This window comes from Fibrobacter sp. UWR3 (assembly GCF_900143055.1).
GTDB lineage: Bacteria > Fibrobacterota > Fibrobacteria > Fibrobacterales > Fibrobacteraceae > Fibrobacter.
Genome location: NZ_FRCW01000004.1, coordinates 30,976 through 45,028 on the forward strand (window position 1 = coordinate 30,976; position 14,053 = coordinate 45,028).

The window sequence follows — 14,053 nt, forward strand, 5'->3', positions numbered from 1 at the left end:
TTGGTTTTGTGTTAACAGGTGTAAATTTAGTTAGGTTTGCCCCCCTTTGGCACATATTTTCTCAAAAAAAATGAAGAAATGTATTATTTTTGTAGCATTTTGCAGTTATGACGTGTTTTATGTCACGGAAAGTGGCAAAATGCATTTTTTACAATATGTATATTTGCTCGTAACTCGTTGAGTAGGTTAGAGATGCGTGAATCTTCCGACAGGCTGGAGTGGATTTCTTTTTTGCAGGTTTTTGCCATCATCCTGGTGGTAATCGGGCACTCTTTTTACCATCACGAGGACAACATCGTGTATGAGTGGATATACTCGTTCCACATGCCGCTTTTCTTCTTTATTTCGGGCCACCTTCTGCACGTTTCGGTAAAGCGTTCCGGCAAGCCCTTGGGCCAATACTTTGGGCTGCGCGCCCTTGCAAAAAAGGCGAGGCGGTTGCTGTTGCCCTACTGGCTCATCAGTTCGCTCGTATTTGTCCCGAAGGCGTTTCTCGGGAATTTCGCGGGTCGTGAGGTCGATTTCTCGTGGGCGGGGTACGCGCACATGCTCTTCTACCCGAACGACAACGTCATTTCCATATACTGGTTCCTGCCGACCTTGTTCCTCGTGTTCTGCATTGCGTATGTGGGCGGGAAGGTTTCGCTGGTGCTAAAGTCGCGCTACTGGATTCTGCCGGTGTTGGTGGCGTCGTATTTTCTGGCGATTTTTTTTCCGAGATATTCTTTAGAAATCCTGAACTATCCCGGAGTTATCGCCTTCCTGTTCTATTTCGTGTTGGGTTACGCGTTTGATGTGGAGTTTGTTCGTGCCCAGCTGCTGAAGGATAACCGCGTGAAGCCTGTCCCTGCAATGGCCTTCGGCGTAGTGATGTGTATGGCGTTCTACGTGTATCCCGGGCATGACTGGAACCATCCGTTCTACGGGTTTACGGGAATCATAATGAGCCTGTGCCTCGCGGGGCTTTACTGCCAGATGGGGCTGCGGTTCTTTAGGCCTTTCTACGGTTCAACGTATGCGATATACCTGTTCTCGTGGTTTTTCCAGGTGGCAAGCCAGCAGGTGTTTCTTTCGGTTACGGGGGCGCACTGGGGGGTCGGGTCTGCGCTCGCCATGGTGACCGGATTCTTCGGGCCGTTCACGATATTCAAGTTGTGGGCGTACCTGTCGGCTCGTATTGCCGCAAAGCGCGGTACTGCGGGCCGCTAAACGCAATTGTTCAGGTAAAAAGAAACCCCAGTCTTTCGACTGGGTTTCTTTCTGCGGTCGGACAGACTTGAACTGTCATGGGATCGCTCCCACTAGCACCTCAAGCTAGCGTGTCTACCAATTCCACCACGACCGCGTGGTCCTTAGCGGAACGGCAACAAATTTAGATTGATTTGTGCCGTTTGTAAAGGGGTAGGGGTGAAAATTTTTGAAAAAAATCAAAAATTAAACGCCCGCGACCAGCTTGTCGAACACCTGCCCGCGCACCTTGTAGTTCTTGAACAGGCCAAAGCTTGCGCAGGCGGGGCTCATGATGACGGTCCCGCCCTTGCCTATGGCTAGGCTGTCGGCAAAGGCTTCCTCGAGGGTGGGGAAGATTTTTGCCGTGATACCCGCGGAATCGAGCCCGGCCTGCTTCAGGGAATCAAGCATGCGTTCGGCGGTGGCGCCGATGAGGGCGATGCGCTTGAGGTTCGGGCGCTCCTTCACGAGGATGTTCGAGAGCTCGGTAAAGTCGGCGTTCTTCTCGGAACCGCCGAGGATAAGCGCGAAGGGGCGCGTCATACTGGCAGTCGCGGCGATCGTCGCGTCGGGGCGGGTGGCGTAACTGTCGTTGAAGAATTCAATCCCGTTCTTTTCGCCCTTGAATTCCATACGGAAGGGGAGGGTTTCGTAGGTCTTGAGCGCCTGGAACGCGTCGGCCACCCGAATCCCGAGTGCCTTGCACGCGAGGGTCGCCGCCGCCATGTTTTCCAGCTGGTAGATGCCGCGCACCTTGCAGTCCGCAAGGTACAGCTTCTCGCTGTCGATGGCGAGGGTGGCGCCTTCAATCACGGCGTCCCCGTCACCGGCACCGTCGCCATCGGCGTGGCATACGGCATACTTTGTGCCGGCAGGGCTTTCCCCCGCAATTTTTGCCGAGGGTGCGGCATCCTTCAAGTACACGCAGGTCCCGGCACGCTTCTGCCAACGCACCAGGTTGGCCTTCGCGTCCCGGTATTCTTCCACGCTCTTGTGCCAGTCCAGGTGCTCGGTCGAAACGCGCAGCACAACGCCCACATCGGGCGAAAGCGAGAGAGTCATCAGCTGGAAACTCGAAAGTTCGAGAATGCTAATGCGGTCGGGCGTCTCTGTCTCGAGCAGGTCGAGCGCCGGCACGCCGAAGTTCCCGCCGATTTCGTTCTCTACGCCGCATTTCGTCAAGATGTGGCTAATCATGCTCACGGTCGAGCCCTTTCCGAGCGTTCCCGTTACGCCTACGACCTTCTTGGATTTAGTTTGTTCTAAAAACAGCTGGATCTGGCTCGTCATGATGCCGCCGTTCATCTGGAACTTGAACAGGTCCTGGCTCATGGGGTAAACGCCCGCGGAGCGCACGACGGTCACGCAGTCCTTGAGTCCGTCCAGGTAGCCTTCACCGCTGAATGTTTTTACGTTCACTCCCGCGGGAACTTCCGGCAAGTTTACTGGGTTCTTGTCCATTACGACAATGTCTTTGACGCCACTGCGAACCAGGTAATTGAATGTGCTCTGGCCCTCGACTCCAAAGCCGAGAACGCCTACGGGTGCGACCAATGTGTTCTGCATATTAGATACCTCTGGAGAAAAAGGTAGAAAAGGGTGCGTAATTTGAAATGTGTGGTGTGAGGTGTGTAATGAGAGTTGTTTAATATGAAATGTGGAATGTGTAATGACTAATTCCAAATTCTACATCTCTCATCTCGCACTCCACATTTTCATTACGCCTTCGACGCAATGAAAAATCCACCCCGCAAAAATGCAGGGCGGACTTCAATATGCGGTCAGGTTGGCTAGGCCCTAGGGGCCAGTCTACCAAACTTATTCAGCAGCCGGAGCCGGGACTTCGGTGGCTGGTGCGGCGTCAGCAGCGGGGGCTGCAGGTGCATCGACTGCCGGAGCGGCGAAGTCACCCGGGAGAGCCGGGACCGGAGCCTGCTGTTGGGCTGCGTTTTCGCGAGTCGCCTTCTGCATGGCAGATTCTTCGACCGTAACGTTCTTCTTCGCGGTGATGAGGCCGAGAGCGAACACGACGATGAAGAAGATGACAGCTACGACACGGGTCAGCTTCTGGATGAAGGTGGCAGCACCTGCTGTAGAGAATGCCGACTGGGAGGTCATGCCGCCGAGCCCTGCGAGGCCGCCCATCTTGTCGTTCTGCACGAGAACGAGGAGGGAGAGGAACAGGCAGAGGAACACGTGGATGACGATGAGAACCCAAAAGAGTGTTGTCATGGTGACGATTCCTTGGTTGGTTGAAAATTACTTGGCTTCGGCAGCGTCGATGATTTCCTTGAAGGTGTTGGCCTTGAGACCTGCACCGCCAATGAGACCGCCGTCGATGTCCTTCTGGGCGAGGAGGCCTGCTGCGTTGGCGCCCTTCATGGAGCCACCGTACTGGATGCGCATGCCTTCGGCAACAGCTTCACCGTAGATTTCCTTGACAACGGAGCGAGCGTAGGCCTGGGTGTCCTGAGCCTGTTCGTCGGTAGCGGTAACGCCAGTACCGATTGCCCAAACCGGTTCGTAAGCGAGAACGCACTTGGCGGCGTCTTCGGCAGAAACGTCCTTGAAGGCGCCCTTGATCTGGAGGCCGAGGACTTCCTTCAGGATGCCGCCGTTGCGCTGGTCGAGGGTTTCGCCAATGCAGATGATCGGCTTCAGACCGGCTTCGAGGGTCTTCTTGACCTTGAGGTTCACCGTTTCGTCAGTTTCGTGGAAGTACTGGCGCTGTTCGGAGTGGCCGATGATGATGTATTCGGCGCCGATTTCCTTGACCATGTCAACGGAGACCTTACCGGTGAATGCGCCCTGGTCCTTCCAGTGGATGTCCTGGATGGCGAGCTTCACGTTGGTACCCTTGATGACGTCGGCGACCTTGGCGGCAGCGAGGTAAGTCGGGGCGATGACCACTTCGGTCTTCTTCACGTCCTTGACGGCTTCCACGATATCCTTAGCGAGCTGAATGGATTCGCTAACGGTCTTGTTCATCTTCCAGTTACCAGCAATGATATACTGACGCATAATTAACTCCTTGAGAGGTTTAAAATTTAACGGGCGTAAATGTAGAAAAATTTATGGATTTGGGGAGGTAGGGTGGTGTTTTTAGGCTCCGAATATGCTATTTGTTGTCAAGTTCTAGCAAAAGGGAATCCAAGCGGTGAGTGTAGAGTTCGGCTCCCTCATCGCAAAGGTGCTGGGAGTCTTCGTTCATTCCATTGGCGTAGTCGTGCAGGCCGCCCTTGTTTTCGTCGAACAGAACAAAATTCGAATATGTTTGTTCCATCTTGACGAATTCTCCGATTAGAGAATCGGCTATATCGCGGTTCATGCCCAGGTAACCGAACATGGCGGAATTCCTGTATGCAGGAGACTGGGGGAGGATTGTCCCGATGACTGTTACACCTTGTTTGGCCGACTCTTCGATGATGGTCTTTAGGGAATTCATGGAGCCTGCGAGGATTTCTTGTCCGGGATCGCTAACGGTTGCACCAAAGGCTGCTCCTGGCCACGATTTTGAGCAAGTAGTGTGCAATTGACCTCTAAGCTCAATAATATGGTCGGTACGATTTGATGACGGGTAGAGTATTCCGTCCTTCGCAGCCTCGTATAAAGGTGTAAGATCTTCTTCACCTACCCAGTAATTGTGGTTCTTGTCATATACAAATCCAGGATACAACAGGTACTTTGCATTGGCGTCGTTGTCGGCGAACCAGTTGTCGTCTTTGGCAGACGGTGTTTTCCACCAAAAATCCAAATCGAGAGAAACGACCAGATACTTCATTTTCTTGTAGTGGGGCATAATGTACTTCATCAGGAGGTCCTTGGACATGTGGATTGTACATGATGCAAGGCCCAAGTTTACCGCAGTGAATTTGCTGCTCAGTTTTGTGGGGTAAACCGCGTTTAGAGGGCGCGAAGACCCTATGACGACCACATTGGCGGAATCGGCGAACTGCCACAAGAGCTCCATCTTGTATCGTATGATGAAATCCTTGAACTGCGTGTAGCTGTACACATATATTCCGGCACTGTCGGGGTCCAGAACCAGGCTGTGCTCGCCTGAAGAACTTGTCGGGGCAATCTCGCTTGATGAACTCGTTTCTGTAAATTCACTTGAAGAACTGGTTCCAATATCTTCGCTCGAAGAACTTGTTAGGACAAACTCGCTTGAGGAACTGGTTTTGACATTCTCGCTGGAAGAACTGCTTTCAATATATTCGCTTGAAGAGCTGGTTGGGGCAATCTCGCTGGAAGAACTTGTTTCGACATTCCCGCTTGAAGAACTTGTCTGGACGCTTGTGCTGGATGATGATGCTTTGGGCGTTTCGCTTGATGAACTGGAAGATTGTTCTGCGACAAGGGGCGTAGAACGTTCTACCCAAAGAACCGGATGCCACAATTCATCGCTTTCAACAAGTTCAACAATTTTTTTCGTTTCCATGTCTATCAAGACGATTTTTTTGTGGGATCCGTTTTGGTCCGAAAGTGTTGCCACCGCCGCATTCTTGCCGGTCACCCATTCCGTATGGTCATAGGAATAGCCTGCCGGAGCAGCGACTGCGTCTACTAGATTTCCGTTGCTGTTCATTACAAGAATTTGTTCGTGAGTGCCGTATTTTTGGCCGACAAACTTTTGACCTGTAGAGCTTCCGAAATCGAGGAATAGAGTCCGGTTCGAACCATCGGTGGCAAGAGAAACGTTGCAGGCCTGCTCGTTGTTGTACCATACGTCATATTTAACCTTGTCGGGGTCGTCCCAGGTGGCAACGCGCAAGAGCTTCGAGCCTGTTACCGCAAGCCCCTCTGTTACGCCTCCGTTAAAACTACCCTTTAGCAATAGCCGTGGCGTGCCGAACTCCCCCCCTGCGAAGGGAACAATCCATGTGCTGTACCCTGCCCAGGTTAAGGAATCCTTGTTGCTTCCGGCGTCAGACACGTACACTAAAGCGGTATCGCCTGGTCCTAACACCCTGAATCGCGGAATGGCGGCGCTTTCTACGGGGAGCTTTATCTTTTCTGAACATGCGGAATCCAGGCGGCAAACATAAACTTCTGATTTTCCGGATATTCCTTCAATCTTGGTGCTGAATGCGATGTAATTGCCATCGGGAGATACGTCAGGGTGGAATGCGCCTGCGTCATCTTCAATTTCAATTGCCCTAGAAGCATTCTTGGTGTAATCGATAAAAGTCAGTTTGCCGGAAACGTCGTTTCTGAATACGAGCTTCGCCTTTGCCCTTCTGGCGTTTAAAGTTCCCAAAATGGATTCTATGGTAGCCACGATGTTTATCTTGACCGTGTTCACGGCTCCAGATGGATCTAGCCAAAGCGGTTTATCGATGGCTCCAAGCACCAACCTGAAACCTACATAGTCGGCGCTGGAATTCATCGCAATGGGGTACACATCCCGGCGAGTGTTGATGTTGATATCGTTGGGAGACAATCGGCAGTTTCCGCCCTTTATAATGTTTTCTTTTAAACTGTTGGGAGATGTGGCTCCAACATAGTTTGTCAGGGTGGTGTCCTTAAAATCCGCAAGCCATCCGTCTACCCATTCGGCGACGTTCCCTGTCATGTTGCAGACTGCATCTGGGTTTTCTTCAAGTTTGACGTGCGAACTGTCTAATCCGGGGGCGGTGCAAACCTCGTGGGGAATAGATGAAGAATTATCTGCATTCCAGGAATTTTCGACATCCCAGAATTTTTTTGCGACATACACCCACTCGGCTTCCGTTGGCAGTCGGTAGCCAAAAACCTCGTAGTGAGTGACTAGTCCTTCAAGGAAAACGCAACTTCCTGTGGGAGTGAAATTGGAATTTGTGTAGGTATATACGGTGTCGAGCCCCTTGCTTTTGCTTAATGCGTTTGCGTACAAAACGGCATCGTAGAAATTGACACTGACCTGCGGAAGATTCTTTTCGTTTTCCGGTATATCGCCTCCCATGAGTGCTGCGTACTGTTCTCGGGTCACTTCGGTGCGGCCAATGTAGAAGTCGTAGTTCAGTTGGACATCCATCGTGACGTTAGACTCGTCAGAGGCGTCCGTCAAAGATACCGTTTTAGGGCCTTTCTGCTTTACAAAACCTTCTATGGAGTATTCTGCTTCTTCGGAAGAACTGGACGATTCGGAGGAACAGGATGATTTCTGGTCTTCGTCAATATCTTCCGAAGGGCTGGAGAATTCCTGTTCATCATCGATGTCATTGTCGCTTTCACTGGATTTGACATTGGAACAGCTCGTCCAAAGGCCGAATGCCAGCAACCAAAAAAGCAGAAAAAAATTGTCTTTCTCATTTCTATAAATTGCGCTAGTGTAGGCCAAAAATAAAAAAAGAGACTGATTTATATCAGTCTCTTTTTTGCAGAAATGCAGTGGTAAAGAATGTTAGTTGTAGTTGCTGGAACGGCTGGAAGTCGGTGCCGGAGAGCCGCCATAGCGGTCGCCTTCGATCTTTTCGAGGATCCATTCGTTCTCGTAGCCCTTCAAACGTGCCTGATCGGGGTGCTTCCAGATGAGGCGCGTGATGAGCTTGCCTTCGGCGGTGTAGTATTCCCACACGCTGCTGGTGTCGGTCTCGACTTCGTGGTCAGGAGGGCCCCAGAGCAGGTTCACCATGTCGTTGGTCATGCCTTCTTCGATATAGCCCTGCTTGAACACGTCCTTGAGGCGCTTGTCGATGCCCATGCTTTCCTTCGTGACGAAGTATTCGCGTTCGTATTCGTTCTGGCCTACGCCACGTTCGATAAGGATGGGGGACGAAGTCTTGTTTGCGCAACCCCAAAACAGCAGGCCACAGAGGGCGAGTGCACACAGATGAGAAAGTTTCATAGGGACTCCTATAAGATTTTGTGTCCACAAAATAAGAATTTATCGGGCAAATAGATGAAATATTTTTTAGATTTTACAATGAAATGAAGTTTTTTGGCCGCCATACGAGGATTTTTGCCCTTTTGCTGCTTTCTGCGGTCTCGTTTTCGTTCTCTCTCGGGTTCGACGCGAGTGTCAAGCAGGGCTTCCGCTATGGCCCGAACCTTTCCTGGAGCGTGATGGGGAATACCCCCTTCGTGTGGGGGCAGTGGCTCCCGCAATTGGAAGGGTCGCTCCGCTACACGTGGCTGGAGCCAATCGGACTGCTCGACTACGGTGCGCCGATGGAAAAGTCGCCTACATTCCTCCGGATGGAAGGCGCTGTTGAACTTTCCCCGTTCTTTGCGGGCTACGAGGCCGGCCTCGGGTTACGCCCCTTCAAGACCAACCCTCAGGTGGAGGTCGGGACAATTTACCGCAGCTACCTTTATCTGCTGAGTAACCAGAAAATGGTGACCGTCGATGCCGTAGAGGGTGGTAGAATCGCTGAAACCTGGAATGCCGACTACATTGTCGATAACATCTGGGGCGAAGATGACGAGTTTGACTACGCGCAGCTGTTTGACCTCTATGTGAAAATCGAGTATTTCCTGCCCAAGAATTCGTTTATCGGGTTCAATATGCACTATATCCTTTCCGATATAAGTACCGATTTCGAAGGCAAGAGTTACGACTACAAGATAAATATGCCCGTGTTCAGCCGCGATTTCGTGCTGGACTTTGAACTGTACGGGATGTTCAGTTTCAACAAGAATATTGCGGCCCTGTTTGAAACATCGTACTACCGGACGGGCACGCTACGTAACGGGAATACCGTGGAAAAAGAAGCGCTGAGCTACATGATGGCGAAGATTGGCCCGCTTTTTTCGTGGAAAGACGGTATGCGGAGCCTGACATTCGAACTCGGTTTCTGGAAACGCAAGGAAGACCGTTTCTATGACGGCAACCTGGGGCAGGAATTCATTGCTCAGCTGAAGTATCAGGGCTACTTCTCGTTCCCGATCCACCAGAACGTGCGGTAGTCGTGGCCTGATTTCAAGATGCTTTCGCGCAGGGGGTCCGTGTCGATTTCTTCGACCGGGTAGACGGAGCGCACCCAGAGTTTGCCGCGGTAGTTGAGGCCCGCGACCGTGATGAGCGAGGGAAGCGTGATTCCCGAATAGTCCTTCCAGTCGTCAATGCGCAGTTCGCGCTTCTCTTTTGCTGCCCCCCGCATGGTAATCAGGTGCGGGCTTGCAAGCGAGTCCAGAGTGACGCTCCACCACATGTTCGAGTATGCGGGCGAAAGAATATTCGGCTTCTGGATGCTCGAGTCCTTGCACATGAAGTACCCGTGGGCAAGGAGTTCGAGGTCGTCGTACTTGACGGGCGTGTTCGCGATGTCTTCTTTCAGGTGGTGCATCGCCATCTGCCGTTTAATCTTGGGTTCCGAGAATTCAAGATACCTGCCGGTCTTGCTCGTGATGTACTTGAAGGAGGGCCTGTTCGGGATATGCACGAAGAACGTGTCCAGTTCCTTTGTCTCGTGGTGGCGCCACTCCAGGTCTATCCTCGCGCGGGAATGTTCCGGGTTGATGAACCAGCCCTCCAGGTTCACAATCATGTCTTTGTCGAGAAGCTTGTGAGGGCACAAATCCTGCGCGTGTGGTGCTACGGCCAGCACGAGGGTCGTAAGCGCTGTCAGGATATGCGCGAAGGATAAGTTCATGCGTCTAAAATAACAAAATTTTTGCGTGTGGTATGGTTGCGGATTTTTTGCAGGCGGTTTGTAATAAAAAAACTCCGTGCGCAAAAAAAAATCCGTGCCCTCACAATGGCTGAAGGAGGACACGGAGTTTGTTTCTCAACAGGAAGAATTTTTGTAGCGGGCGAGGGTCCGCTTTTTAGCTGCTAGCCTTCTTCGACGGTGCTGATTTCGCCATCGTCTTCGGCCTCGAGGGCTTCGTTCTCGCCGAGCTTGAAGAGTTCAACGTCCTTCATGCTTTCGCGGATCTTCTGCTCAATCTCGTTGCAGAGTTCCGGATTGTCCTTCAGGAAGAGGCGGGCGTTTTCGCGGCCCTGGCCGATGCGTTCGTTGTTGTAGCTGAACCACGCGCCACTCTTCTGGATAATGTCGAGTTCGCAGGCGAGGTCGAGGATGGATGCCTCGCGGGAGATGCCGCAACCGTAGAGGATGTCGAATTCGCACTGGGTGAACGGGGCCGCGACCTTGTTCTTCACGACCTTCACGCGGGTACGGTTGCCGATGACCTCTTCACCGTCCTTGATGGCGGCGATGCGGCGGATGTCGATACGCTGGGTGGCGTAGAACTTGAGGGCGTTACCGCCGGTAGTAGTTTCGGGGTTGCCGAACATCACGCCGATCTTCATGCGGAGCTGGTTGATGAACAGCATGCAGGTGTTGGACTTCGAGAGGATGCCGGTGAGCTTGCGGAGGGCCTGGCTCATGAGGCGGGCCTGCAGGCCAACGTGGTTGTCGCCCATTTCGCCGTTGATTTCGGCCTGCGGGACAAGTGCTGCCACGGAGTCAATCACGATGATGTCGATGGCGCCGGAACGCACGAGGGTTTCGGCAATGTCGAGGGCCTGCTCGCCCGTATCGGGCTGGGAAACGAGGAGGGATTCGATGTCGACACCGAGCTTGCGGGCGTAGACCGCGTCGAAGGCGTGTTCCGCGTCGATGAAGGCCGCAACGCCGCCAAGCTTCTGGGCTTCGGCGATGGCGTGCAGGGTGAGGGTCGTCTTGCCGGAGGATTCGGGGCCGTAGATTTCGATGATGCGGCCGCGGGGGAAGCCTCCCACGCCGAGCGCCATGTCGAGCTGGATGCAGCCGGACGGGATTACCGGGATTTCTTCGACGGGCTGGCTGCCGAGAGCCATGATGGAACCTTTACCATAATTCTTCTCGATCTGGGCGATTGCCGCTTCGACCGCTTTTGCCTTGTCGGCGGAAAGGTTGCTGGTGGGTGTCGTGTTCTTCTTTGCCATATTGGACTCCATTTTTTGTTTTTCTTGTCTAAATATACTATTTAGTGTTCACTTGTGCAAGTGCTTTTTTGTTTATTTAACAAAACAAATAGCCTGCACAACACCATATAAACGGATTTGAGCCTTATTTTGAGCCTATCCCCTGCGAAAATTTTACAAAAAGCCTCGTTTTGCACCGAGTTGTTACCATTTTTCCACGAAATTGACATCCATACGGTGCCGACAGGCTTGCCGGGTTCTGCCCCGCCGGGGCCCGCGATGCCCGAGGTGGAAACAGCCCACTGGCAACCGAACTTTTCGAGCGCACCCGCGGACATCTCCCTTACGGTCTGCTCGCTCACTGCCCCGAACTGCTCGAGAGTCTCGTGGCTTACCCCGAGGAGCGCTTCCTTGACCTCGTTCTGGTAGGCGACGATTCCGCCTGCAAGTACGGCTGAAGAGCCCGCCTCGTTCACGATGCTGCTTGCGACAAGCCCGCCCGTGCAGGATTCCGCGGTAGCCATCATCTCGCCGCGGGCGATAAGCTTTTCCTTGATGGCGTGGACCAGCTCGGCTATAGCCTCTTCAAGAAGGTTCTTGTCGATTTCCATACCTTCGATGTTCGCTTCGTTGATGGTCTGTACGCTCTTCATTTTCATACTCCGTAATATAGAATTTATTTGTGTCAAAAAATGACATTACAAAAGAAAAGTGAATTTTTTTTGCAAAATATAATTATCATGAAGCTCCAGTGCATGCCCCTTCCCGCGAACCATCGTCAATCATCAATCATCAATTATCAATCAACTAATTACTATATTTCAAACAAATGTTAAACCGTCTGCTTGCCATATTCCTGTTTGCGTGCCTCGCCTTTGCGGGCGTGGCCGTGGCGCAGGCCGATTCGACGGTTGCGGCAACTGTCCCGGCAGATACGTCGACTGCTGAATCGGCGGAGGCGGATCCTGGCGAGGTGGCAGAAGAAGTGCCTGCCGATACGGCGTTCCAGGGCGACCCGCTGGTAAAGGGCAAGACGGGCATACGCTCCATCGATACGCTCCCCGTGAACGAATGGGACATCCCGACAAAGCGCAACTCGCTCGGGCTTACCATGCTCCTGAGCCTTTTCCCGGGCGGCGGGCAGTACTATACGGAGCACTACGTGCGCGGCGGGTTCATTACGGGTATCGAACTCCTCCTGGTTTACGAGGTCTATTTCAACAAGTCGTGGCAGAAGGACCGCGTGCTGGAGCAGGCGCAGCCTTTCCGCGATACCGTGTCGATGTATTCCAAGCTTATCCGCGAAACGCAGGACCGCGACAGCATTGCCTACTATCAGGGCAAGCGAAACGAGTATGCGAACCGCGTGCGTGAAAAGAGCGACAAGAAGATGGAGCAGGAAGACCTGCGCTACGCCGAGAATGCGTGGCTGTTCGGCCTTCACTTGTACGGAATGATGGATGCGTTCGGCATCTGGTACAACAACAATTACCGGAGCGTAGAACTCCGCGACATGAAAACTGCCCTGCTGCTCGGGCTTATCCCGGGGCTCGGCCAGATGTACAATGGCGAGTTCGGCAAGGCGGGGTTACTTTATATGGGACTCATCGGCGCGGCGGCGAGCATCCGCACCTCGCAGAACATGGTGGAATACTACCTCGACCGCAAGCACTTTCTGGAGAAAGAGAATTCCTCGTCCGAGGAACTTGACCGCGTGACCGAGCGCGTCACGTATTACCGCAAGAACAGGAACCAGTATATCTGGGGTGTAGCGCTTATCTACCTGTATTCTCTGGGCGATGCGGTTGTCGATGCCCTGCTGAGCGACTTCGATAACCCGATGCACTTTGCGCTGTTGCCGAACCTTACCGGTGGCGCGCAAGCCCTCTTTACGCTTGATTTTTAATTGTCGCCCTCGTCGTGACTTCGTTACACCGCAGTCGCGGAGCGACAAGAGTGTCTAAGCATTCATGGACACACTTGTGCCTTCGGCACTTCGGTGTGACGAAGGCTGAAACATCAATCCATCACGAGTGCGGGCATCTTGATGCCTTCGTGCACGGTCGTGAAGTTCCCGCGGAAATGCCCTTCGCTGTTGCGCGTGAACTCGAATCGCGTGACCATCGCGTAGCTGAACATCCCTTCGACAAAGACCTCGTCCGGAAGTCCGCACGCGAAGTGCTGGAGGGCTGCGATTACGCCCGCGTGGCTTACCCACAGGTATTCGCCGTTGTCGTCGAGCGTGTCAAGAAGTGTCTCTACACGTTTGTCCACGTCGTGGAAACTTTCGCCCGTGGGGAACCTGTACCCGCGCCAGTCGCTTTTCCAGGCGGCCATCTCGTTGCGGGGGACGGCGGTGAGCTTCTGGCCTTCCCACGTGCCGAAGTTTATCTCCATGAGCCTGTCGTCTTTCTCGATGTTAAGCCCGGTGGCCTCCGAAACCTTCTCGGCGAGTCGCATGCACCGCAGGAGCGGGCTGCTGAAGAGTCGGGTCGGGTGGGCGCCAGCCTTCAGGTAGTCATCGATGGCGCTTTTCGCCTCGTCTTCGAATGAGGGGGATACGTCAAAGTCGAGTCGCCCGTAGCAGACATCTTTCGGGTTGTAGGGCTTGGTGTGTCGAAAAGTCCAAAGAATCATTGCTGCTTCGCCATCCCCGCGACCTGTGGTGAGCGTCGCCGAACCAAGGCGGGGATCTTTAGTTAAAAAAAGTGCAACCCGAGGGTTGCAAAAAAAAGAAATCCTAGGCGACCTGAGCACATAAAAATTCACAAGTCCGTTGCTGCTTTCGCCCTGGCGAGTTGCCCGCAAATAGTCATTGCGCAGGGCCTAGGACCCTAAAATATAGTAAAATAAGCCATTTTTTGGAAGCCGGGATAGTCCAATTTGGAATGAAAAAAGCCCGAAAGGGGGCGTTTTTTGCCCCGAAATTGCAAAATGATGCGATTTAGACAACGGTTTGACTGAATTTGTAAAAATATCGTTACCTGT

12 protein-coding genes, 1 tRNA gene and 1 other RNA gene are annotated in these 14,053 nt (G+C 52.9%); 3 read left to right on the forward strand and 11 right to left on the reverse strand.

All coding sequences use genetic code 11. The features are described 5' to 3' along the window. The first annotated feature begins 192 nt into the window (after nucleotides 1-192). Complete coding sequence (locus BUA44_RS05945) at nucleotides 193-1,209, forward strand: acyltransferase family protein (protein WP_072809730.1); 1,017 nt, start codon at nucleotides 193-195, stop codon at nucleotides 1,207-1,209. 52 nt (nucleotides 1,210-1,261) lie between these two features. Here BUA44_RS05945 and BUA44_RS05950 read toward each other — a convergent pair. The 6 genes from BUA44_RS05950 to BUA44_RS05975 all read right to left on the reverse strand — a co-directional run bounded on the left by BUA44_RS05950 (nucleotide 1,262) and on the right by BUA44_RS05975 (nucleotide 8,059). After that, nucleotides 1,262-1,345: transfer RNA gene (locus BUA44_RS05950), tRNA-Leu, on the reverse strand. Nucleotides 1,346-1,434: 89 nt separating this feature from the next. Continuing rightward, nucleotides 1,435-2,796, reverse strand: coding sequence for a UDP-N-acetylmuramoyl-L-alanine--D-glutamate ligase (gene murD / locus BUA44_RS05955; protein WP_072809733.1), 1,362 nt, complete (start codon nucleotides 2,794-2,796; stop codon nucleotides 1,435-1,437). 252 nt (nucleotides 2,797-3,048) lie between these two features. Continuing rightward, complete coding sequence (gene secG / locus BUA44_RS05960) at nucleotides 3,049-3,462, reverse strand: preprotein translocase subunit SecG (protein WP_072809735.1); 414 nt, start codon at nucleotides 3,460-3,462, stop codon at nucleotides 3,049-3,051. A gap of 27 nt (nucleotides 3,463-3,489) precedes the next feature. Then, complete coding sequence (gene tpiA / locus BUA44_RS05965; protein ID WP_072809737.1) at nucleotides 3,490-4,251, reverse strand: triose-phosphate isomerase; 762 nt, start codon at nucleotides 4,249-4,251, stop codon at nucleotides 3,490-3,492. A 97-nt stretch (nucleotides 4,252-4,348) separates the two neighbouring features. Then, nucleotides 4,349-7,552, reverse strand: coding sequence for a TIGR02171 family lipoprotein (locus BUA44_RS05970; RefSeq protein ID WP_083579503.1), 3,204 nt, complete (start codon nucleotides 7,550-7,552; stop codon nucleotides 4,349-4,351). 63 nt (nucleotides 7,553-7,615) lie between these two features. Next, on the reverse strand, nucleotides 7,616-8,059 hold the full coding sequence (locus BUA44_RS05975; protein ID WP_072809742.1) for a hypothetical protein: 444 nt from the start codon (nucleotides 8,057-8,059) through the stop codon (nucleotides 7,616-7,618). An 83-nt stretch (nucleotides 8,060-8,142) separates the two neighbouring features. Between BUA44_RS05975 and BUA44_RS05980 the strand changes: the two genes are divergently transcribed. Continuing rightward, the gene (locus tag BUA44_RS05980; protein ID WP_072809744.1) at nucleotides 8,143-9,120 is read left to right on the forward strand and encodes a hypothetical protein; all 978 of its coding nucleotides are present in this window, start codon (nucleotides 8,143-8,145) and stop codon (nucleotides 9,118-9,120) included. Here BUA44_RS05980 and BUA44_RS05985 read toward each other — a convergent pair. The 3 genes from BUA44_RS05985 to BUA44_RS05995 form a co-directional block, all read right to left on the reverse strand. After that, a complete protein-coding gene (locus BUA44_RS05985; RefSeq protein WP_072809746.1) occupies nucleotides 9,084-9,806 on the reverse strand; it encodes a hypothetical protein in 723 nt (240 codons plus the stop codon). The two genes, BUA44_RS05980 and BUA44_RS05985, sit on opposite strands and share 37 nt — an antisense overlap. 182 nt (nucleotides 9,807-9,988) lie before the next feature. Further along, nucleotides 9,989-11,086, reverse strand: a complete 1,098-nt coding sequence (recA, locus tag BUA44_RS05990) for a recombinase RecA (protein ID WP_072809748.1) — start codon at nucleotides 11,084-11,086, stop codon at nucleotides 9,989-9,991. Nucleotides 11,087-11,127: 41 nt separating this feature from the next. Then, entirely contained in the window at nucleotides 11,128-11,724 is a 597-nt protein-coding gene (locus tag BUA44_RS05995) for a CinA family protein (protein ID WP_217990562.1), read from the reverse strand. A 170-nt stretch (nucleotides 11,725-11,894) separates the two neighbouring features. Between BUA44_RS05995 and BUA44_RS06000 the strand changes: the two genes are divergently transcribed. Beyond that, nucleotides 11,895-12,971, forward strand: a complete 1,077-nt coding sequence (locus BUA44_RS06000; RefSeq protein WP_072809751.1) for a DUF5683 domain-containing protein — start codon at nucleotides 11,895-11,897, stop codon at nucleotides 12,969-12,971. Nucleotides 12,972-13,084: 113 nt separating this feature from the next. Here BUA44_RS06000 and BUA44_RS06005 read toward each other — a convergent pair whose 3' ends face one another. Continuing rightward, the gene (locus BUA44_RS06005) at nucleotides 13,085-13,702 is read right to left on the reverse strand and encodes a histidine phosphatase family protein (protein ID WP_072809752.1); all 618 of its coding nucleotides are present in this window, start codon (nucleotides 13,700-13,702) and stop codon (nucleotides 13,085-13,087) included. A gap of 98 nt (nucleotides 13,703-13,800) precedes the next feature. Continuing rightward, an RNA gene (gene ffs, locus BUA44_RS06010) (signal recognition particle sRNA small type) lies at nucleotides 13,801-13,897 on the reverse strand. Nucleotides 13,898-14,053: the final 156 nt, after the last annotated feature.

Bases quoted from the DNA above. Each gene is read 5' to 3' on its own strand.
- BUA44_RS05980 (WP_072809744.1), top strand. From the start codon at position 8,143: ATGAAGTTTTTTGGCCGCCATACGAGGATTTTTGCCCTTTTGCTGCTT.
- BUA44_RS05995 (WP_217990562.1), bottom strand. From the start codon at position 11,724: ATGAAAATGAAGAGCGTACAGACCATCAACGAAGCGAACATCGAAGGT.
- BUA44_RS06000 (WP_072809751.1), top strand. From the start codon at position 11,895: ATGTTAAACCGTCTGCTTGCCATATTCCTGTTTGCGTGCCTCGCCTTT.
- murD (WP_072809733.1), bottom strand. From the start codon at position 2,796: ATGCAGAACACATTGGTCGCACCCGTAGGCGTTCTCGGCTTTGGAGTC.
- BUA44_RS05945 (WP_072809730.1), top strand. From the start codon at position 193: ATGCGTGAATCTTCCGACAGGCTGGAGTGGATTTCTTTTTTGCAGGTT.
- tpiA (WP_072809737.1), bottom strand. From the start codon at position 4,251: ATGCGTCAGTATATCATTGCTGGTAACTGGAAGATGAACAAGACCGTT.
- BUA44_RS05985 (WP_072809746.1), bottom strand. From the start codon at position 9,806: ATGAACTTATCCTTCGCGCATATCCTGACAGCGCTTACGACCCTCGTG.
- BUA44_RS06005 (WP_072809752.1), bottom strand. From the start codon at position 13,702: ATGATTCTTTGGACTTTTCGACACACCAAGCCCTACAACCCGAAAGAT.
- recA (WP_072809748.1), bottom strand. From the start codon at position 11,086: ATGGCAAAGAAGAACACGACACCCACCAGCAACCTTTCCGCCGACAAG.
- secG (WP_072809735.1), bottom strand. From the start codon at position 3,462: ATGACAACACTCTTTTGGGTTCTCATCGTCATCCACGTGTTCCTCTGC.
- BUA44_RS05975 (WP_072809742.1), bottom strand. From the start codon at position 8,059: ATGAAACTTTCTCATCTGTGTGCACTCGCCCTCTGTGGCCTGCTGTTT.